This is a genomic window from Halolamina salina (assembly GCF_054653455.1).
The window spans coordinates 586543-606531 of record NZ_BAAIGE010000002.1 but is presented as its reverse complement, the minus strand read 5'-3'; the positions used below and the strand labels follow the sequence as shown (position 1 = coordinate 606531).

19 protein-coding genes are annotated in these 19989 nt (G+C 67.8%); 13 read left to right on the top strand and 6 right to left on the bottom strand.

Annotated features, from left to right (window positions below; genetic code table 11):
• Window positions 1-108: 108 nt before the first annotated feature.
• On the bottom strand, window positions 109-303 hold the full coding sequence (locus ACYQZ5_RS03725; RefSeq protein WP_049980416.1) for a cold-shock protein: 195 nt from the start codon (window positions 301-303) through the stop codon (window positions 109-111).
• 126 nt (window positions 304-429) lie between these two features.
• Between ACYQZ5_RS03725 and ACYQZ5_RS03720 the strand changes: the two genes are divergently transcribed.
• A complete protein-coding gene (locus ACYQZ5_RS03720) occupies window positions 430-1053 on the top strand; it encodes a class I SAM-dependent methyltransferase (protein WP_379731577.1) in 624 nt (207 codons plus the stop codon).
• A gap of 16 nt (window positions 1054-1069) precedes the next feature.
• On the opposite strand, the gene ACYQZ5_RS03715 is transcribed toward ACYQZ5_RS03720, so the two are convergent.
• Complete coding sequence (locus ACYQZ5_RS03715) at window positions 1070-1480, bottom strand: MaoC family dehydratase (RefSeq protein ID WP_379731578.1); 411 nt, start codon at window positions 1478-1480, stop codon at window positions 1070-1072.
• An 88-nt stretch (window positions 1481-1568) separates the two neighbouring features.
• Here ACYQZ5_RS03715 and ACYQZ5_RS03710 point away from each other — a divergent pair, with 88 nt between their 5' ends.
• The 3 genes from ACYQZ5_RS03710 (at window position 1569) to ACYQZ5_RS03700 (ending at window position 5055) form a co-directional block, all read left to right on the top strand.
• The gene (locus ACYQZ5_RS03710) at window positions 1569-2375 is read left to right on the top strand and encodes an alpha/beta fold hydrolase (RefSeq protein ID WP_379731579.1); all 807 of its coding nucleotides are present in this window, start codon (window positions 1569-1571) and stop codon (window positions 2373-2375) included.
• Window positions 2368-3963 carry an AMP-binding protein gene (locus ACYQZ5_RS03705; RefSeq protein WP_379731580.1) on the top strand — a complete coding sequence of 532 codons (1596 nt, stop codon included), beginning with the start codon at window positions 2368-2370 and terminating at the stop codon, window positions 3961-3963. The genes ACYQZ5_RS03710 and ACYQZ5_RS03705 overlap by 8 nt, the downstream gene beginning before the upstream one ends.
• Window positions 3964-4047: 84 nt before the next feature.
• Entirely contained in the window at window positions 4048-5055 is a 1008-nt protein-coding gene (locus ACYQZ5_RS03700; protein ID WP_379731581.1) for a sodium:calcium antiporter, read from the top strand.
• A 51-nt stretch (window positions 5056-5106) separates the two neighbouring features.
• Here the strand turns inward: ACYQZ5_RS03700 and ACYQZ5_RS03695 are convergent, their stop codons facing one another.
• Entirely contained in the window at window positions 5107-5967 is an 861-nt protein-coding gene (locus ACYQZ5_RS03695; protein WP_379818988.1) for an SDR family oxidoreductase, read from the bottom strand.
• Between the two features lie 128 nt (window positions 5968-6095).
• Between ACYQZ5_RS03695 and ACYQZ5_RS03690 the strand changes: the two genes are divergently transcribed.
• The 7 genes from ACYQZ5_RS03690 (at window position 6096) to ACYQZ5_RS03660 (ending at window position 13170) form a co-directional block, all read left to right on the top strand.
• The gene (locus tag ACYQZ5_RS03690) at window positions 6096-6797 is read left to right on the top strand and encodes a helix-turn-helix domain-containing protein (RefSeq protein ID WP_379731035.1); all 702 of its coding nucleotides are present in this window, start codon (window positions 6096-6098) and stop codon (window positions 6795-6797) included.
• 114 nt (window positions 6798-6911) lie between these two features.
• Window positions 6912-8252, top strand: a complete 1341-nt coding sequence (locus ACYQZ5_RS03685) for an ABC transporter substrate-binding protein (RefSeq protein WP_379731033.1) — start codon at window positions 6912-6914, stop codon at window positions 8250-8252.
• Window positions 8253-9071 carry an ABC transporter ATP-binding protein gene (locus ACYQZ5_RS03680; protein ID WP_379818987.1) on the top strand — a complete coding sequence of 273 codons (819 nt, stop codon included), beginning with the start codon at window positions 8253-8255 and terminating at the stop codon, window positions 9069-9071. It abuts the gene before it with no gap.
• Entirely contained in the window at window positions 9068-9766 is a 699-nt protein-coding gene (locus tag ACYQZ5_RS03675; RefSeq protein ID WP_379731031.1) for an ABC transporter ATP-binding protein, read from the top strand. Before ACYQZ5_RS03680 ends, ACYQZ5_RS03675 begins: the two co-directional genes overlap by 4 nt.
• Window positions 9763-10776, top strand: coding sequence for a branched-chain amino acid ABC transporter permease (locus ACYQZ5_RS03670; RefSeq protein WP_379731030.1), 1014 nt, complete (start codon window positions 9763-9765; stop codon window positions 10774-10776). Before ACYQZ5_RS03675 ends, ACYQZ5_RS03670 begins: the two co-directional genes overlap by 4 nt.
• A gap of 259 nt (window positions 10777-11035) precedes the next feature.
• Window positions 11036-12136, top strand: coding sequence for a branched-chain amino acid ABC transporter permease (locus ACYQZ5_RS03665; RefSeq protein WP_379731034.1), 1101 nt, complete (start codon window positions 11036-11038; stop codon window positions 12134-12136).
• 20 nt (window positions 12137-12156) lie between these two features.
• The gene (locus ACYQZ5_RS03660) at window positions 12157-13170 is read left to right on the top strand and encodes a 3-oxoacyl-ACP synthase (protein WP_459845203.1); all 1014 of its coding nucleotides are present in this window, start codon (window positions 12157-12159) and stop codon (window positions 13168-13170) included.
• A gap of 113 nt (window positions 13171-13283) precedes the next feature.
• Here the strand turns inward: ACYQZ5_RS03660 and ACYQZ5_RS03655 are convergent, their stop codons facing one another.
• Complete coding sequence (locus ACYQZ5_RS03655) at window positions 13284-14465, bottom strand: trans-sulfuration enzyme family protein (RefSeq protein ID WP_379731028.1); 1182 nt, start codon at window positions 14463-14465, stop codon at window positions 13284-13286.
• Between the two features lie 87 nt (window positions 14466-14552).
• Between ACYQZ5_RS03655 and ACYQZ5_RS03650 the strand changes: the two genes are divergently transcribed.
• A complete protein-coding gene (locus ACYQZ5_RS03650; protein WP_379731027.1) occupies window positions 14553-14891 on the top strand; it encodes an antibiotic biosynthesis monooxygenase family protein in 339 nt (112 codons plus the stop codon).
• A 203-nt stretch (window positions 14892-15094) separates the two neighbouring features.
• On the opposite strand, the gene ACYQZ5_RS03645 is transcribed toward ACYQZ5_RS03650, so the two are convergent.
• On the bottom strand, window positions 15095-15841 hold the full coding sequence (locus ACYQZ5_RS03645) for a TrmB family transcriptional regulator (protein ID WP_459845199.1): 747 nt from the start codon (window positions 15839-15841) through the stop codon (window positions 15095-15097).
• Window positions 15841-19374: an MMPL family transporter gene (locus ACYQZ5_RS03640; RefSeq protein WP_379731642.1), complete on the bottom strand. Its 3534-nt coding sequence runs from the start codon at window positions 19372-19374 to the stop codon at window positions 15841-15843. The genes ACYQZ5_RS03645 and ACYQZ5_RS03640 overlap by 1 nt, the downstream gene beginning before the upstream one ends.
• 158 nt (window positions 19375-19532) lie before the next feature.
• Between ACYQZ5_RS03640 and ACYQZ5_RS03635 the strand changes: the two genes are divergently transcribed.
• Window positions 19533-19961: a DUF7575 domain-containing protein gene (locus tag ACYQZ5_RS03635; protein ID WP_379731643.1), complete on the top strand. Its 429-nt coding sequence runs from the start codon at window positions 19533-19535 to the stop codon at window positions 19959-19961.
• The last annotated feature ends 28 nt before the right edge of the window (window positions 19962-19989 follow it).

Sequence of the window (19989 nt, the reverse complement as noted above, 5' to 3'; positions counted from 1 at the left end):
GGGAGTAGGAAGCGCGGCAGCGGATAGCTGCCGCTCGAAAGTGTGAGTTCAGGGGTCCGCAACGCGGACGCCCGAATAGTTACTGCGTCGCGAAAACGCTGAGCCGAGTTACAGGCGGGTCAGGTTCGTCGCGCGCGGGCCCTTGTCGGCCTGTTCGATGTCGAACTCGACCTCCTGGCCCTCTTCGAGGTCGGGACCGCCGACGTCTTCCATGTGGAAGAACACGTCGTCGTCCGCGTCCTCAGTCTCGATGAAACCGTAACCGCCCGTGTCGTTGAAGAAATCAACCGTACCAGTCGCCATTACATACCAACGGACTCGCGGCTAACTGTTAACCCCTTCGGTCCGACCACGCCAGTGTCGAACCGCCGGCAACCGGCCGTCCGCAGGCCGACGGGCCTTTACTCGCCGACGCCTCACCCTCTCACAGTGAACCCAGAGGACGTGCGCGAGGAGTGGGCCGAGCGGACCGGCGAGTTCTCGCCGACGTACTACGCCCACAAGGGGCCGAACGAGGCCAGCGAGCAGGTACGGGATCTCGTCTCACACTTCCTCGACCGGGAGGCGCGGGTGCTGGAGATCGGCTGTAGCTCCGGCCGCCACCTCGCCCACCTCCACGACGGCGGCTTCGAGAACCTCCACGGGATCGAGATCAACGCGGACGCCATCGACGTGCTCCGGGAAGAGTACCCCGACCTCGCCGCCGACGCGACGTTCCACGTCGGCGACGCCGGCGAGATCCTCCCCGAGTTCGACGACGGCGCGTTCGACGCCGTCTACTCCGTCGAGACGCTCCAGCACATCCACCCTGACGAGGCCGAGACGGTGTTCGACGAGGTTGCCCGCGTCACCGGCGACCTGCTGCTCACCGTCGAGAACGAGTCCGCACGCGGCGCGGGCGCCCGCGAGGAGGCCGACGTCTCCTACGTCAACGACGAGTTCCCGCTGTACCACCGCGACTGGAAGGCGATCTTCGAGCAGCGGGGGTTCGCACAGCTGCTCTCGGAGTCGAGCAAGCGCCGGGACACGCTGCGAGCGTTCCGTCGGCCGTAGTCGCCGCTATTCTCCGCTAATCGTCGTGTGACACCGATAGCACGACCGCCTCGCCGTCGATCACCGTCGTCGAGTCGTCGCCGTCGACGACTTCGGCGACCGTCTCGACGCGCACGCGGTCGTCGCCCAGTTCCGCGACGACCTCCACGCTCGCCCGAACCGTGTCGCCGGGGCGGACCGGCGCCTCGAAGTCGAGATCCTGCGAGAGGTAGACGATATCGCCCGGGAGCGCGGCGAGCGCTGCGCTGATTAGCCCCGCACCGAGCATCCCGTGGGCGACGATCCCGCCGAAGAACCCCTCGGCGGCGTAGTCGGGGTCGGTGTGGAGGGGGTTCTCGTCGCCGGTGAGTTCTGCGTACTGCTGGATCGTCTCCTCGGTCACCTCGCGCTGTACTTCGGCGTCGTCGCCGACGGTCGCGACAGGCATACCCCGACCGAATCCCGGCGGCACCGTAGCTGCCCCGGTTCACATGTGAATACGGACCTTGATAGCCCGCGGGCGACAGTTCGAGGGTATGCCGACCGCACACAACGGCGACGTGGCCCTCTCCTACGACCGGACGGGGCCGAGCGACGCGCCGACGGTGGTCTTCGTTGAGGGGCTGGGCTACGGCAAGTGGATGTGGCAGTTCCAGCGCGACCCCCTCGCCGAGTCCTACGACACGATCGTGTTCGACAACCGCGGCACGGGAGACTCTGACTGCCCAGAGGGGCCGTACACGATCGACGAGATGGCCGATGATCTGGGAGCGGTGCTCGACGACGCCGGCGTCGAGTCGGCCCACGTCGTCGGCGCGAGCATGGGCGGGATGATCGCCCAGCGCTTCGCGCTCGAGGACGACCGCGCGGAATCGCTCGCGCTGCTCTGTACCTCCCACGGCGGCGAGGACGCCGTCCCGGTCCCGCCGGAGACGCAGGCGTTCATGTTCGACGTGCCGGAGGACGCCGACGAGCGCGAGGCGATCCGGTACAAGATGACGCCCGCGATCTCCGACGGCTTCGCCGAGGAACACCCGGACCTGATCGAGGACATCGTGGACTGGCGGCTCGACTCCGACGCCAGCGAGGCCGGACGGAACGCACAGGCTGCCGCAGTACAGGCGTTCGACGCAGCCGACGAACTCGGCACGCTCTCGCTGCCGACGCTGATCATGCACGGCACCGACGACGAGGTGCTGCCCGTCGAGAACGCCCACGCGCTGGCCGACCGACTCCTCCACGCCGAACTCGAACTGTTCGAGGGTGGCCCGCATCTCTTCTTCGTCGAGCAGGCCGACGCCGTGACCGACCGACTGCGGGAGTTCCTCGATCAGCATGCCTGAGGGGTTCACGCCGGTCCACGGCCACAGCGCCCGCCCGTACGACTGGGTCGGTGCGTGGAGCGAGAAGCGCGCCGAACTCTCGCCGGACCGCGTCGGCCTCGTCGACGACACCACGGGCCGAGAGTTCACCTACGCCGACCTCGACGCGCGGGCGAACCGGACCGCGCGCCTGCTCCGCGACCACGGCGTCGGGGACGGCGAGCGCGTCGCGGTCGTCTCCCGGAACCGCCCCGCGCTGGTCGACCTCTTCTTCGCCTGCGGGAAGACCGGCGGCGTCCTCGCCCCGCTCTCGCATCGTCTCGCCGCGCGGGAACTGGGCGAACTGCTCGCGAACGTCGATCCCGAACTACTCGTCGTCGAGGCCCCGTTCGTCCCAGCCGTCGAGGACGCGCTCGACCGCGTCGATCTGGAGATCACCGTCCGCGCGCTGCCCGCGGAGGACGGGCAAGACCGAGGGACGGTCGACCACCCCTCCCTGCTCGACGAGCGCCCCACGGACGACTCGCCGGTCGAGGCCGCCGACCTCTCGATGGACGACCCCGCCCTCTTCCTCCACACTGGCGGCTCGACCGGGACGCCGAAGGAGACGGTGCTGACCCACGGGGGGCTGCTCTGGAACTCCTTCAACACCATCACGGCGTGGGGGCTGCGCGAGGACGACACCACGCCGATGGTGTTCCCGATGTTCCACACCGGCGGCTGGAACGTGCTCACGCTCCCGCTGTTCCACATGGGCGGGACGGTGGTGATCGCCCGGGAGTTCGACCCCGGCGAGGTGCTGGGGCTGGTCGAGGAGACGAACGCGTCGGTGCTCGTCGCGGTGCCCGCGGTGCTGCGGATGATGACCGAACACGACGACTGGGCGGAGACGGACCTCTCGACCCTGCGCTTCGCGAAGTCCGGCGGCGGCCCGTGTCGCGACGCGGTGCTCCGGAAGTGGTGGGACCGCGGGGTCGACCTCTCGCAGGGGTACGGGCTGACCGAGTGCGGCCCGAACAACTTCACCATGCCCGACGGCTGGCCCCGCGAGAAGGCCGACAGCGTCGGCGTGCCGGCGATGCACGTCGACGCCCGCGTGGTGGACGACTCGGGCGAGGAAGTCGAGCAGGGCGAGGTCGGCGAACTCGAACTCGCGTCCCCCCACGCCGCCGACCGTTACTGGGGCAACGAGAGCGAGACCCGCGGCACGTTCGGCGCTACGGGTGACGCCGAGCACGGCTGGGTCTCCACGGGCGACCTCGTCCGTGTCGACGGGGAGGGCTACTACTACATCGAGGGCCGGAAGAAGAACATGTTCGTCTCCGGCGGGGAGAACGTCTACCCCGCCGCCGTCGAGAACGCGCTGACCGACCACCCGAAGGTCGACGAGGCGGTCGTCGTCCCGATCCCCGACGAGACGTGGGGCGAAGTGGGGAAGGCGGTCGTCGTCGGCGACGAGTCGCTCACGCTCGGGGAGCTGACCGAGTTCCTCGACGGCCGGCTCGCGTCGTTCAAACACCCGAAAGCGCTGGCGTTCGTCGACGAGATGCCCACCTCCGGCCCCTCGAAGATCGACCGGGGCGCCGTGAACGAGCGGTTCGGGGAGTAACGGGTCGTCGGGGGCATTGCGTCGTTTCGACCATCTGGTTCTATTGGGTCATCCCTTTCAGTCTCGTGGCGTAACGGGTCCACAATGCCGGGACTGGCTGTATCCCTCGCCTTGATCGTGGTCGCAGTCGGTGTCATCTGGAAGGGGAGCGAGTACTTCGAGCGGTCCGCGGAGCGACTCAGCAAGCACTACGGCCTGCCGGTCGCCGTCCACGGGGCCGTCGTGGTCGCCGTCGGGTCGAGTTTCCCGGAGATCAGCTCCGTCGTCATCAGCACGGTGGTCCACAACGAGTTCTCCCTCGGGGTGGGCGCCATCGTCGGGAGCGCCATCTTCAATCTGCTCGTCATCCCCGCGCTGTCGGCCATCTTCAGCGAGGAACTCGAAGCGACGCGGAGCCTCGTCCTCAAGGACGCCCAGTTCTACGTCATCAGCGTCCTCGTGCTGTTCATCGTGTTCGCGCTCGGCGCGACGTACGTCCCGGGCGGAACCAACAGCGCCGCGATACTGACGCCGTCGCTGACGGTCCTGCCGCTGGCGACGTACGGGATCTACCTCTTCCTCCACCAGCAGGACGCGAGCGATCACGTCACCGAGGCTGCGATCGACGTCCGGCCGGCCCGGGAGTGGGGGGTGCTCCTGATCGCGCTGCTCGTGATCGCCGTCGGCGTCGAGGGCCTCATCCGCGCCGCCCTCTCGCTCGGGGCGATCTTCGACTCGCCGAGTTTCCTCTGGGGGATCACCGTCATCGCGGCCGGGACGAGCCTCCCCGACACGTTCGTGAGCGTCCGCGCCGCCCAGAACGACGATAGCGTGACCAGCCTCACGAACGTGCTCGGCAGCAACACGTTCAACCTCCTCGTCGCGATCCCCCTCGGCGTCATTCTGGGCGGCTCGGCGACCATCAACTTCCTCGCGGCGATCCCGACGATGGGCTTTCTGGCGTTCGCGACGTTGGTGTTCATCGTGTTCACCCGGACCGACCTCGAACTGACCGACCTCGAGGCCTACGGCTTCCTCGGCCTGTACGTGCTGTTCCTCGCCTGGATGATCCTGGAGTCGATCGGGGTCATCGAAACCGTCAGGGGGATCTGATCGGGCCTCGGGGCCAGTCCGCCGTCGTCGAATGCTCCGAATTCTTCCCGTCTACTCGTAGGTGTTCGTCATCCCGCCGTCGAACAGCAGATCGCCGCCGTTGAGGTGTTTCGCGTGCCGCGAGAAGCCGAACACGAAGAGGTTCGCGACCTCGACCGGACTCATCATCCGCTTCGTCCGCGACTGCCCGAGCATCACGTCCTCGACGACTTCCTGCTCGGTCAGCCCGCGCTGGTCGGCGGTGTCCGGGATCTGTCCGGTCACAAGCGGCGTCGAGACGTACCCCGTCGACACCGAGAACGCCCGGACCTCGCCGTCGCCCTCGGCCGCGAGCGACTGCGTGAGTCCGCGAAGCCCGAACTTACAGACGTTGTACGCCACCTTGTCGCTCGTGGTGTAGTGGCCGTGGACCGACGCCATGTTGCCGACGGCGCCGCCGCCGGCCTCGCGCATGTGCGGGAACGCGTGCTTGGACAGCAGCGTGGGCGCGCGGAGCATCACCCGCTGCATCAGGTCGTACTGCTCGGCGGGAAACTCCTCGATCGGCGCGACGTGCTGGAGGCCGGCGACGTTCGCGAGGAAGCGCAGATCGCCGTACTCCGCCGCAGTGTCGACGATCCGCTCGATGTCGTCGTCCTCAGTCAGGTCCCCCTTGATCGTGTGGATCTCGCCCGCCGCGTCGAGGTCGGCCCCGCGATCCACGGTATCGTCGAGGCCGTCGGCGTCCACATCCGTCGCGGCGACGGTGCAGCCATTGGCCGCCAGCGCGACCGCGACCGCCCGGCCGATCCCCGAGGCCGCGCCGGTGACCAGCGCGACCGACTCGGCGGCGTAGCGGTCGTCGTCGACCTCGAGGACGTTCGCGGCGGTGAGTTCCGGGCCGTCGGCGCCCGGGATGGGGTCGTCGGTCATGAGGATGGACAGTCCCCGAACCATCCAATAAGGGCGGGTTCAGGTATGAACCCGGCCCGCCGGAAGCGATCCCCCACGAAAACGCTTAACACGGAACCCGAGAATCGTCCATGATAGTACAGCGCCCCATGATCGACATCGCACTCGATATGCGGCAGTACGACTGCCCGTTCATCGACACGACGGACGACGCCGACCTGAGCTTCGCCGCCTCCTACTGGGAGTTCAACCCCGCGGCGGGGGAGCTCGAGACCCGGATGGTCGTCGAGGCGCCGGACCGCCACGAGCTCGATCAGGGGCTGTCGATGCTCCGCGAGCACCGGGGGATGGAGGGGTTCGACCTGCTCGCCAAGCGCGACGGCGCAGCCCGCATCCGGACCACGATCCAGGAGACCAGCGCGATGCGCACGATCCGGCAGAACGAGGGCTACGTCACCGGCCCGTTCTACATCGAGGACGGCCGCGAGACGTGGCACGTCGGCTTCGACAACGACGGCCTCGCCGACGGCGCGCTCGCGGGGCTGGAGCGCAACAACGACTTCTCGGTGCTCTCCCGCGAGGACACCAGCATCCCCGAGATCTCCGAGCTGATGAGCAACGCGGGCGCGGCGATGACGCTGATTAACGGCTGCCGGGAGCTCTCCGAGACCGAACGCGAGACGCTCGAGACCGCGGTCGAGGGCGGCTACTTCGAGAGCCCGCGCGGCGCGACGCTCGGCGATCTGGCCGACGAGTTCGGCGTCTCCAAGCCCGCGGCGTCGAAGAACCTCCGCCGGGCCGAGCGCAAGCTGATCGACCGGGTCGTCGACGCGCTGGGTGAGCTGGAGTAGCGCTGAACGCGCTGCCGCGGGCTGATACGACGATCCCGACGACGGCCGATCCTGCGCGTCGATTCACATGTTAACCACCCCATCCATGGTGGGAGAGAGCCTCATACTGAGGATATGGCGCGAAAGCTATCGCGGCGAGGCATGCTTCGAGCGACCGGCGTCGCCGGCGTCGCCGGGCTCGCGGGCTGTACAGGCGCACTGAGTGGCGGCAGCGGCATGAGCATCGGCGTGCTCCAGCCGGTATCGGGCGACCTCGGTTACTACGGCCAGCAGGCGCTCTGGGGGTTCTTCTCCGGACTGGCCTACAAGGGTGACACCGACCCGATCGAGGAGTCGACCACTGGGAGCTACACCGTGACCGCGGGCGACACCGAGTACGAACTGATCGTCCGCGACACGCAGTTCAGCGCGGACACCGCCCAGTCGGCCGCGACAGACCTCGTGGAGAACGAGGACGTGGACATGCTGTTCGGCACCGCCTCCTCCGGGGCGGCCGGCCGCGTGATCGACACGGTCGTCGACACCGCGGAGGTGCCGTTCATGGCCGGCCCCGCGGCGTCGGCGGGCATCACCTCGAACGAGGGGACGTGTTCGGACCTCGTGTTCCGGGCCTCCGAGAACACGGCAATGGACGCCCGCTCCGGCGGGAAGTACGTCGCGACCGAGACCGACATCTCCTCGGTGTACCTGTTCGGCGCCGACTACTCCTTCGGCCGCGCGGTCGTCAACAACTACGAGCAGGTGCTCTCGAACAACGGCGTGGAGATTCTCGGCAAGCGGTTCGTCCCGCAGGGGTACAGCGAGTGGGACGGCCTGCTCCAGAACGCCGAGGACGCCGGCGCCGACGGCGTCGTCGGCGGCTTCACCGTCTCGACGCTCCCGCAGATGTTCACGTCCTACCTGCAGGGCGACTACAGCTACTCCGTCTTCGGCGGGCTGGCGACGCAGGTCACCAGTCAGGTCGTCGGGCAGACGCTCCAGCAGGCGCTCGGCGAGCCGCTCACACAGGAGAAGCTCGACAACTCCGGACTCGGCCCGTTCACCACGCGCTACCACTGGAACCAGTACGACAACGAGATCAACAGCTCGTTCGTCGACTCGTACACGAGCGCCTACGGCGTCGTGCCGGACCTGTTCACCTCGGGGACGTTCACCGCGGCCTCCGCGATCGTCCAGGCCGTCGAGGAGTCCGGCTCCACGAGCGGCAGCGACGTGGCCGGCGCGCTCCGAGGCATGACGGTCACGGACACGCCCAAGGGCGAGAACGGCTACACGTTCCAGGAGTACAACAACCAGGCCCGCTCGGCGATGACGGTCGCGAACCTCGCGCCGACCAGCGACGAGTGGAGCGACAGCTGGGACGCCGCGATCCAGCCCGGCGAGCCTCTCGCGACGATCGGCAAGGGCGAGACCACGATCCCCGCCGACGCGCCGGGGATGAACTGCTCGCTGTAGATGCTCCGCACCGCCGGACTGACGAAGAACTTCGGCGGCCTCACCGCCGTCGACGACGTCGACTTCCGGCTCCGGGAGGGCGAGCTCTGTTCGCTGATCGGTCCCAACGGCGCCGGGAAGACGACGTTCTTCGACCTGCTGACGGGCGCGCTCGAACCCACGGCCGGCAGCATCGAGCTCCGCCGGGACGGCGAGTGGGAGTCGCTCACCGACGCCTCCCCCTCGGCGGTCGCGCAGGCGGGCGTCCACCGGTCCTACCAGATCACGAACGTGTTCCCCGAGCGGACCGTGCTGGAGAACGTCCGTGTGGCCGCACAGGCCGCCGGCGAGAACGCCTGGAAGGGGTGGCGCAACACGGCGACGTTCGAGGAGCACATCGAGGAGGCCCACGGGATCCTCGACCGCGTCGGCCTCGACGCGCTGGCGGACCGGCCGGCAAGCGCGCTCGCCCACGGCGAGAAGCGCCAGTTGGAGGTCGGCATCGCGCTCGCGGGCGACCCGGACGTGCTGCTGCTCGACGAGCCAAACGCCGGCGTCTCCAGCGAGAGCGTCGACGACATCATCGACCTGATCGCCGACGTGGCGACCGACCACGCGGTGTTGCTCGTCGAGCACAACATGGACATCGTGATGAACGTCTCCGACCGCATCGTCGTGCTGAACCAGGGCGCCGTCATCGCCGACGACGAGCCCGCGGCCGTGCGGGAGGATCCCGCGGTCCAGCGGGCGTACCTCGGCGGGTACGGGGAGGACGACGGCGACGACCTCCCGAGCAGCGGTGCGACGACCGACGACGACGAGGAGGTGGTCGGCGCGTGAGCCTGCTCGAACTCGACGGCGTCGAGACGTACTACGGCGAGAGCCACATCCTCGAGGGCGTCGACCTCGAAGTCGAGGCGGGCGAGGTGGTCGCGCTGATGGGGCGCAACGGCGTCGGCAAGACGACGACGCTGCGGAGCATCCTCCAACTCACGCCGCCCCGCGAGGGGTCGATCCGCTACCGGGGCGAGGAGCTGGTCGGCAAGGAGACCCACGAGGTCGCCGACGCCGGCGTGGGGTGGATCCCCGAGGACCGCCGGATGTTCAGCCAGCTCACCGTCGAGGAGAACGTCCGCATCGCCGTCCCGAAAGGCTCTGACGTGCAGGCGGGGCTGGACCTCGCGTGGGACGCCTTCCCCGACCTCGAAGAGATCCGTGGCCGCGACGCCGGCGACCTCTCGGGCGGGCAGCAGCAGATGCTCGCGATCGCCCGCGGGCTGGTCGGCGAGAACGACCTGCTGTTGGTCGACGAGCCCAGCGAGGGGCTGGCGCCGCTGATTGTCGAGGCCGTCCACGACGCGCTCGAAGCGGTCGCCGGCGAGACGACGATCCTGCTGGTCGAGCAGAACCTCCCGATGGCGCTCGACCTCGCGGACCGATTCTACGTGCTGGACCACGGCGTCGTCGTCGACAGCGGCGACGCCGACGAGGTGTCGACCGACTCCGAACGGCTCAGGAGGCATCTCTCGGCATGACTGGGGCCGTACTCACACCCCTGATCGTCGACGCGCTGGGGGAGTTCCTCCGCCTCGGCACGCTGTCGGAGGTGTTCGTCAACGGCCTCTCGAAGGCCGCGCTGTACGCGATGATCGCCAGCGGGCTGACGCTCGTCTTCGGGCTGCTGGGCGTGCTCAACTTCGCCCACGGCTCGTTCACCATGCTCGGCGCCTACCTCGGCGGGCTGGTGATGGTGGTGCTGGTCGGGAGCGCGACGGGCGACCTCGCCCGCGTGCTCTTTTTCCTCGTCGGCACGCTGCTCGTGTTCGCCGCCATCGGCGCGCTGGGCGGCGCCGTCGAGGTGGGGCTGATCCGCCAGTTGTACGACCGCCCGCCGATCTACCAGATCCTGCTGACGTTCGGGCTGGCGCTCGTGCTCGACGAGGCGGCCCGCATCGTCGTCTCGTTCTACGGCATCCAGCCGATCACCGACTGGCGAGACGCGCTGGGGACGAAGCCGGCGTTCATGGTCGAGAACCTCTCGGTCGCCGGGCTCTCGGTGTCGCCGCTGGCGCTGTTCCAGATCGTCTTCGGTACGGTCACGATCGGCGCCGTCTGGCTGTTCCTGACTCGGACGCGCTACGGGATGGTGGTCCGGGCCGGCAGCGAGGACGACGAGATGACCGCCGCGCTCGGCATCGACGTGAACCGCGTGTTCACCACCGTCTTCGCGCTCGGTTCGGCGATCGCCGGCGTCGCCGGCATGCTGCTGATGTGGGACCCCGTCTGGGGGGCGAGCCTGCCGTTAGCCCACGAGACGCTGCTGCCCGCGTTCGTCGTCGTGATCGTCGGCGGCCTCGGCACGTTCCGGGGCACCGTCGTCGCGGCCGGCCTCGTGGGCATGGTCGACGCGACGATGACGTGGTGGTTCCAGAACGCGATCACGTTCACCGGCCTCCCCGAGATGATGATCTTCCTCGTGCTCGTCGTGACGCTGATCGTGCGGCCACAGGGACTGTTCGGCGTCGAGGAGGTGGGCGGCCATTAGCTCCCCCACCGAGCCGCCGGGCGAGAACGACCCGCACGAAGCGGGTGCCCACCCGCCGGACGAGGACGATCCGGCCGCACCCGAGGACGGCAGCATCGCGGCCGCGAGCGGTCGCGAGTGGTGGCGGCGCTACCTGCGCGAGCACACCGCCCACGCGCTGGTCGTGGCGGCGTTCGCGCTGTACCCGTTCCTCTACGCGCTGCTCGCGGCGTCGCCGCTCGGCACGGAGGTGGAGACGCTGCTGCCACGTGTGGAGACGATGGTCGCGGTGTTCTACTTCGGCCTGTTCGCGATGTCGTTCGACTTCGTCTCGGGCTACACCGGCTACCTCTCCTTCGGCCACGCCATCTTCTACGGCACGGGCGCGTACTTCGTCGTGCTCGCGGCCAACGGACAGGTGCCGCTGCTCGCGCCGGGGACGCCGTTCATGCTCCTGCTGCTGCTCGCGGGACTGCTGGCGGTCGTCATCGCGCTGGCGATCGGCGCGCTCTCCTTCCGGCTCTCGGGGGTGTACTTCGCGATGATCACCCTCGGGTTCGCGCAGGTCGCGTACGTGTTCGTCCGCGGCTGGGACTACGTGAGCGAGAACCCGCGGGACGGCGCCGCCGTCTCGACGGAACTCCACCCCGGCGGCTTCGACGTGGGCGTGCCCGGGATCGACGCGCTCAACCTCGCGATCGGCCGACTGACCGGCGACAGCGTGGAACTGCTGTTCGTCGAACTCGGCGGGACCGAGGTGTCCTACTACATGGTCGGGCTGGTGGTGCTCGTCTGCTACCTCGCGATGCAGCGGCTGATTCACTCACCGTTCGGGACGGTGCTGCTGGCGATCCGCGAGAACGAGGAGCGCGCCGAGGCGGTGGGGTACGACCCGTTCCGGTTCAAGCTGGCGGCGTTCGCGATCAGCGGCTTCTTCGCCGCGATCGCGGGCGGGCTGTTCGCCGGCTTCCGGCGCTCGGTCGCCCCGGACAACTCGATGTACTTCCTCGTCACCGGCGACGCGCTGCTGGCGTCGATCATCGGCGGGTTCGGCACGCTCGCCGGCCCGCTGTACGGCCGGCTGTTCGACGAGACCGTCCGGGAGTTCCTCTCGAAGCGAGGCTCCGGCGGCGGCCTGCTGCCGTACCTCCGGGAACACCTCCCGGCGAACGTGATCGAGGCCGACCTCGTCGGCGGGCTGACCGTCGGCGGCGCCATCGAGACGTTCCTCAACGGCCACGCCAGCCTCTACATCGGCGTGATCTTCGTGCTGTTCGTGCTGTACGTCCCGAACGGCCTGCTCGGCACCGTCCGTGACCGCCTCGGCGGCACGGTCGCGAAACAGCTCCCCGACTCCCTCGACCGCTACCGGCGCGACTGACCGGTGGCGACTTTCGACTCATGACCGTCTCACTCACCGGCTACGGCCGATACGTACCGCAGGAAACCATCACCGGCCCGGAGATCGCCGACCGCTCGGGCATCCCCGAGGACGTGGTCGTCGAGAAGATGGGCGTCGTCGAGAAACACGTCTGCCCGCCGGACGACGACCACGCGACCGACATGGGCGTCGCCGCGGCCCGCGACGCGCTCGCCGACGCCGGCGTCGACGCCGCCGACGTGGATCTGGTGCTGTACCACGGCTCGGAGTACAAGGACCACGTCGTCTGGTCGGCGGCGGCGGACATCGCCGAGCGCCTCGGCGCCGAGAACGCCTACGCGACCGAGAGCTACTCGCTCTGTGCGGGCCAGCCGATCGCGTTCCGGCAGGTCGCCGCACAGATCGAGACGGGGGACGTGGACACCGCGCTCCTCGTCGGCGCCAGCCGCGAGGAGGATCTCGTGGACTACACCGACGCCGACGCGTCGTTCATGTTCAACTTCGGCTCGGGCGCGTGTGCGACCGTGCTCGAACGCGGCGCCGGCGAGCGCGCGCTGGCGACCTTCCACGGCCACGCTGCGAAGACCGACGGCTCGTTCTCGCGGGACGTCATCATGCCCGCCGGCGGCTCCGAACTGCCGCCGAGTCGCGCGACCGTGGACGAGGGGCTACACACGCTGACCGTCCCCGACCCCGACGGGATGAAGGAACGGCTGGGCGAGGTGAGCCTCGCGAACTTCCTCTCGGTCGCCGACGACGCGCTCGCGGCGTCGGGGCTGACCCGTGAGGATATCGACTTCGTCGCGCTCACGCACATGAAGCGCTCGTTCCACGACTACCTCACCGACGAACTGGGCGTCGGCGACGGCCACCACTACCTCGACGAGTACGGCCACGTCCAGAGCGTCGATCAGGTGCTCGCGCTCGACGAGGGGCTGGACCGCGGGCTGGTGGCAGACGGCGACGTGGTGCTGTTCCTCGCCGCGGGGACGGGGTACACGTGGGCGGCGAGCGTGCTGCGGTGGATCGGCTGAGGGTCGATCGACGGGACGTTTTCTCGCTTGGAACGATCGGGAAACGGCTGGTACGTAGTTCTTCGAAATGTTGTTGTCCAACTCTATTTCTGGTGGAGGGGGCTGAGGTGGGACTACGGTAGTGCCGTTCTGAGATCCTCACACAGATCGTCGGCATCCTCAAGTCCAATCGACACCCGGACTAACGACTCAGGTACCTCCGCGGTACCCTCTCCGTGACTTACCTCGTCAGGGATCATCAACGATGGAACTTCAACAAGGCTCTCAGCCCCACCGAGACTGGCTCCGGGTGTGAATACGTCCAACCCTTCGACGAACGCTTCGAGTTCGATAAGCGTTCCGTCGAATTCGAAGGACAACATTCCGCTGTATCCCGACATCTGCTCACTCGCGAGGTCGTGTTGGGGATGACTCTCGACGCCCGGATAGTAAACCCGAGCAACCTTGTCGTGGTCCTCTAAGAACTTCGCTACCGCCATCGCGTTCTGCTCGTGGTGCTCCATCCGTGCTGGCAACGTCTTCAGCCCTCGTGCGACCAGATAGCAGTCAAATGGCGAGAGTACATTCCCGAGGCCAATCCGCTGGGCGAACGACAATTCCTCGAAGACTCCGTCTTCGTCGGTGATAACTGCACCACCAGTCGAGTCGGAGTGCCCGTTGAGATACTTGGTAGTGCTGTGGACGACGATGTCGGCACCCAGTTCAAGCGGGGCTTGGAAGTACGGACTCGCGAAGGTGTTGTCCACTCCGAACAGCGCGTTGTAGTTATCGGCGATGTCGGCTATCGCCCGGATGTCGCACAGCTGCATGAGTGGGTTCGTCGGCGTCTCTGTCCAAATCAAGTCCGTACCCGAATCGACTGCATCGGCGACGTTTTCGGGGTCACGGGCGTCGACAAAATCGACGTCGATGTCGAAGTGCCCGGCGGCGAGCTCTGTGAGCAGTTTTTCGGTTCCGCCATAGATGGAGTCTGCGGAGACGAGATGACCGCCTGGCGGAACCAACGTCAGTATTGTCGTGGAGATGGCAGCCATCCCGGAGGCGAATACCAATCCGTGATCGCCACCTTCGAGTCGCGCTATTTGGTTTTCGAGGGCTGCCCGCGTCGGATTGCTCTCGCGAGAGTAGTCGTGTTCATTCGAATCCTCCCCGCTGGCCCATTCGAATGTGGTTGAGAGATGAATCGGCGACACAACATCATTTGTCCCCCCTTTGGAGCGGGTGTTGTTCTCGCTGGATCCAACAGCGATAGTTGCGAATCCGTTCCCGGAGGGATGGTCGTTGTTTCGTGTCATGTGTGGGTCTCAGTAGTAGCCACGGGTGTTGCCACACGTATAGTTGAGGGGAGGTTCTTATCCACACGAACGAGTGACCCTATATCGATGTATCTCGTTACGTTCCGTCTTGATCCAGGGGAGTACGATTCGGAGTTCCACGAGTTGAACGACGCGATACAAGCGGCTGGCGAGGATACAGACGGGTACGTGGGTAAGCGGACGTGGCATTCCCCAGAGAGTGAGGAAGTTCTCGTCGTCTACTATTGGGAGTCGTTAGACGCGCTTGAGACGTTTGCCGCATACTCTGAGCACAAAGAGGCGAAAAAGCGGTGGACAGAGTGGTACGATGCCTACGAGGTCACCGTTACGGAAGTCATCGAATCATATGGGAGTGGATTTGGTGACGACGCAGATCCACCTGCATGGTGTATTACCTGTACTTAGCGTACAGTTGTTCCGCAAAACGTCGCATTCGCGAGCGAAGCGAGCGGTTCCCCGGACCGACCGAAGGGAGGTCCGGATTTTTGGCATCATCAGGATCGCAAAGCGATCCTGATTAGCAGCCAGAATCTTCGATTCTGGCGTCATCAACGGGTTTTACCGGGGTTCGACCGAGCGAAGCGAGGGAGGACCCCGGTAAAAGCGGTTCAGACGAACGCCTGTCGGATCACCGCCGCCAGCACGCGCGCGAACCCGGTCCCCTCGCTCCAGAACGCCGACTCGTCGGCGGCGGTCGGCATCTCCGCGGTCGGCTGTACGCTCAACAGCACCGTGTCACCGTCGATGAGCACCACGCGGCCGACGCTGAGCTCCGGCGTCACGTCCGCAACATCGATGACCGACAGCCCGGCGTCGATCGCGGCCTCGCGCACGGCCGCATCGGCGCTGGCGACCGTCACGTCGACGCCCGCCTCGGCGGCCTCGACCAGCGCGTCGGCCACGTCGTCGGTCAGCAGCGCCGGATTGCTGGTCGCGAACAGTACCTCGCGGTCGGCGCCCGCGACCAGCGACGTGATCCGGGCGGTCACGTTCTCGCGCCCCTCCGTGGTCCAGATGGCCTCGCGGTCGTCCGAGGAGGTGTGCTGGCCCCGGACGGCTTCGAGGTGGTCGAACGCCGCGTCGGCGCTCGACCGCAGCCGGTCGTACAGCAGTTCGCGGGCCTCGTCGACCGGGACCGCCCGGTAGCGCGTGGGCGAGCCCTCCTGGACGTCGATCAGCCCCATCTCCTCCAGCTCGTCGGTCGCGCCGTACACCTGCGATCGCGGCACGTCCGTCACCTGTGCGACCTCGCTCGCGCTGGCGACGCCGATCTTCTGGAGGCCGACGAACGTCCGGGCGGCGTACGTCGACAGCCCGAGTTCGGTCAGCGCGTTCGCGGCGTCGGCGTCGTCCATCACTCCTCCTCGCGGGTCCAGGCTTGATTGATCCGGCTGAGCTGTGCCTCGGTGAGCTCTTCGCGCTCGAACCCGTCGTAGGCGTCCGCGAGGTCCGCCGCCGACACCGAGCCGGAGGCGGTGACGCGCTCGAACACGTCGGAGACGACCGACACCTCGTAGTCGCCGTCGGTCTTGTACGCCTCGCCGCCGACGACGACCGCACCGTCGAACGTGAACGTCTCACCGTCCGTGGCGCCCTCGGGCACCGTCGTCGTGTACTGCAGCGTCGGGTTCTCACCTTCGAGCGCGACCGAGAGCACGCCGTCGGTCTCGACGTGTCGGATCGGCTCGGGCGTCGCGGACTCGATCGACGGCGTCCCACCCGTGCGCTCGTAGATGACCACACGGCCCTCGACGCCCGCCGTCTCGATCGTCACCGTAACCGTGCCGTCGGGACCGACGACCGAGCGGTCGAAGCGGCGTTCGGCACGGGGACCCTGCCTCGCGACTTCGGTGGACGTGCCGGCCGACCCCGTGTCGTCAGCGTCGGTGGCGTCGGCGTCGCCATCACCGTCGTCGCCGTCATCGTCGGCCGACTCGGGGAACACCCCGTCCGGGCCGACGAAGCGCGTCCAGACCGCGAGCAGCGAGGGCAGCACCAGCACGCTCGCGAGGAACGCGTAGACGATCGTCAGCCCCGTGATCTGGCCGAACTGCTGCAGCGGCGGCAGGATCGCGAAGATCAGCACGCCGAAGCCGCCGACCGTCGTGGCCGCCGATCCCAGCAGCGCGCCGCCGGTGCCGGTGACCGCTCGCTCCATCGCGGTCCAGATCTCGCCGGTACGTTCCAGCTCCTGGTTGTACCGCTCGGAGAGGTGGATGCTGTAGGCCACCCCCAGCCCGACCGTGAGGCTGGTGATCATCCCCGTGATGACGTTGAACGGGATGTCGAGCAGGTGCATCGTGCCGAGGATCCACGTCACGCTGAACGCGACCGGGAGCAGTGTCACCGCCCCCAGGCTCGCGCTCCCCTCGGTGATCCGGTAGGCGATCATCAGGAAGACGAACGTCGCCACGAGCGTGATGAGCAGGCTCTCGACGACGGTCTCGAGCAGCTGGTCCTGCACGATATCGTTCAGGACCGCGCTGCCGGTCGCGGTCGCCTGCAGCCCCTCGCCGTCGACCTCGTCGGCCACGTCCCGCATCGACTCGGTCACCGCGTCGCCGCTCGCGCCGCCCTGCACGGAGACGACGATCCGCATCGCGGTGTACTCGCCGTCGTCGCGGTCGATGACGTTCGACGCGCGGTCGGGTGCGGCCTCGAAGAGCTGGTCGTACAGCGCGCCGAGGTTGCGGTCCGGAACGCCGTCGTCGTCGGTGTCCGCGGCGGCGAACTGCTCGCCGAAGGAGTCGTTCTCCTCGGCGACGGCCTCCATCACCGACAGCGGGCTCTCGATCCGCGGCTCCCCGTTGGAGAGCGTCTGTGTCACGTCGTCGTTCTCCGCGGCGGTCGCCTCGGCGTCGGCGATCCGCTGGAGCACGTCGTCGTCGGTGAGATCACCGCCGTCGGGCCGTATCAGAATCTGGGCCTGCGAGTCCTGTCGCAGGAAGTTGTCGTTGACGTAGTCGAGGTTCGACTTCGCGGTGTACTCGCTCGGCGCGAACGGTTCGGGCAGCTCCTTCATCCAGTCGGCCGGGTCCTCCGCGATGAAGTCCGACTGCTCGAAGGAGGTGTCGACCTGTGTGGCGCCGTAGCCGCCGCCCGCGCTGAGCACCAGCGCGAACACGATCACGAGGTAGGGGCTCTTCCGTGCGGCGGTCGCGCCGACGGCGAGCACCGACGAGAACGCGCCGCCGCCGGTGCCGAACGCCCGCTTGCGCCGGTCGTACCCGCGCGCTTCGAGCAGTTCGTCGATCTCGACTTTCATCGCCGGGATCAGCAGGCCGAACACCAGCAGCGCCGCGGTGATCCCCGCGGCGCTGACGATCCCGAACTCCCGGATCGGCGGCACTGGGCTGGTCAGGTTCGAGAGGAACCCGATCACGGTGGTCGCCGTGACGTAGATCAGCGCGATCCCGACGCCGACGAGCGCGGTCCGCATCGACCCCCGCGGGCTGCCCTCGCCGCCGTTCTCACGCTCCTCGCGGTGGCGCATGAAGATGTGGATCGCGTAGTCGATGCTCAGCCCGATCAACAGCACCGGGACGGCGATGAAGATCTGGTTGAACGCGATGTCCGCCCAGCCCATGAAGCCGAACGTCCACGCGAGCACCGCGCCGATACCGAACAGCCCCAGCAGGATGTCGAGCACGTCGCGGTAGGCGACCACGAGCGCGATCAGCACGAACACGATCGCCAGCGGCCCGACGATCAGCAGGCTGTCGGTCATCGAGCTGGTGATCTCGTCGCTGATGATCCCCGCGCCGAACACGAGGTACTCGCCGCCGTTGGCCTGCCCGCCGAGCGTCTGCATCGCCAGCTGGGCGTCGATCACGTCCTCGCCGGCGGCGCCCTGGGCCGCGGAGCCGTCACCCTCCATCGTCACGATCAGCATCGTGGCGTTGGCCTCGGTCGATCCGGGCTCGTAGTGGGTCGGCATCAGGGCGAACGGCCCGGGACCGTCGCCGCCGTTCCCGCCGGCGTCCTCGCCGAGCACGGTCTGGATCGTGTCGTGGATCTCCGACTCGTTCATCGAGCGCAGCTGCTCCTGCTGCTCCTCGAGGGTGGCGTTAGAAGCGTTCTCGTACTGCTGGCGCTCGGTTTCGAGCTGGTCGGCGAGCTCTTGGAGTCGCTCAGCGTCCTCCTGAAGCGCCGCGGAGCGCTCCTGCAGGGCGGCGTACTCGTCTTCGAGCACGCCCTGCGTCCCGAGACGGTACGCCTCCTGTGCCTCGGCCTCGGAGGAGGCGTTCCGGAGCTGTTCGGCGGCACGCTCGAACGTCGCGGCGTCCTCCTCGTCGAGTTCGACGCTCGTGTTCGCGCGCACGTCGGCGAACGCGGCCTCGACGCTCGCGTCGGGGTTCTGTCGGAGCGCCGTCAGCGACTCACGCAGCAGCCCCGCGGTGGCGGTCAGCGTCTCGTTGCGCTCCCGGATCGCCGCCCGCTCCTCGCTGACGCTCTCGTTGAGCGCCCGCAGTTCGGCGGCGGTGCGCTGGACGTCCTCGCCCTCCTCGGCGCTGATCGCCGTGATCGCGATCACGTTCGCGATGCTCGTGCTGGGCTGGTCGCCCGACAGCGTCGCGTTGATCGTCTCGTTGTCGTGGAGCGTCTGCTGGTACTCCAGCATCCCCACGAGCGACGACTGGTCGAACACGTCGCCGTCGCGCTGTATCACCTGCGCGGTGGTGGTGTCCCCGTCGCCGGTCGAGAAGTTCTCCTCGGCGTAGTCCAGCGCCTCGCCCTCCGGCGAGTCGGTCTGGAACTGGTCGAGCGAGGACGTCTGCTCGACCATCGCCGCGCCGCTGCCGATGGCGACGGTCAACACCAACATCACCGCGATCACCACCCGGCTGTGGTCCATCACGGCGTCGACGACGGCGTCGACCCCTCTCATCCGCACCTCCGCTCGTCCGCCACACGCTGGCCAATCATCTGTCTGTACTATCGTACTAACAGCCGCGCCATAACCCTTCCGACTCGGTGAACGCTCGTTCAACATCGGGACCGGAAGCAGACGGAAGCGCTTTCCCCGGCGGCCCGCTGAGGGGGCGTATGTCGTTGGTTCCGGAGCGACTCCGGCCGTTCCTGGCCGGGCTGTTGGGCACCATCGCGACCGGGTTCGGCCAGTTCTACCTGCGGCGCTGGCTGCGCGGCGTCGGCTGGCTGGCGCTGGCGTTCGCGGTGACGTTCGCGTTCGTCCCCGAGGGGACGCTGATGGCGATGAGTTCGGGCGAGGCCATCGCCGACAGCACCGCGCTGTACCCCACGATGGCCGTCCAGTTCGCCGGCGCGTTCGACGCGTTCCTGCTGGCCTACCGGAACCGCACCGATCGCGACGTGACGCCGGACGTCGACGTGCCGGTGGTCTCCGAGGAGAGCCCGGGGATGGTCACCTGCCCCAACTGCGGGAAGGAGGTCGACGCCGACCTCGAGTTCTGTCACTGGTGTACGACCGAGTTCCCGGCGGCCGACTCCGAGTGAGGCCTCACGACCGACACCCATATCCTCC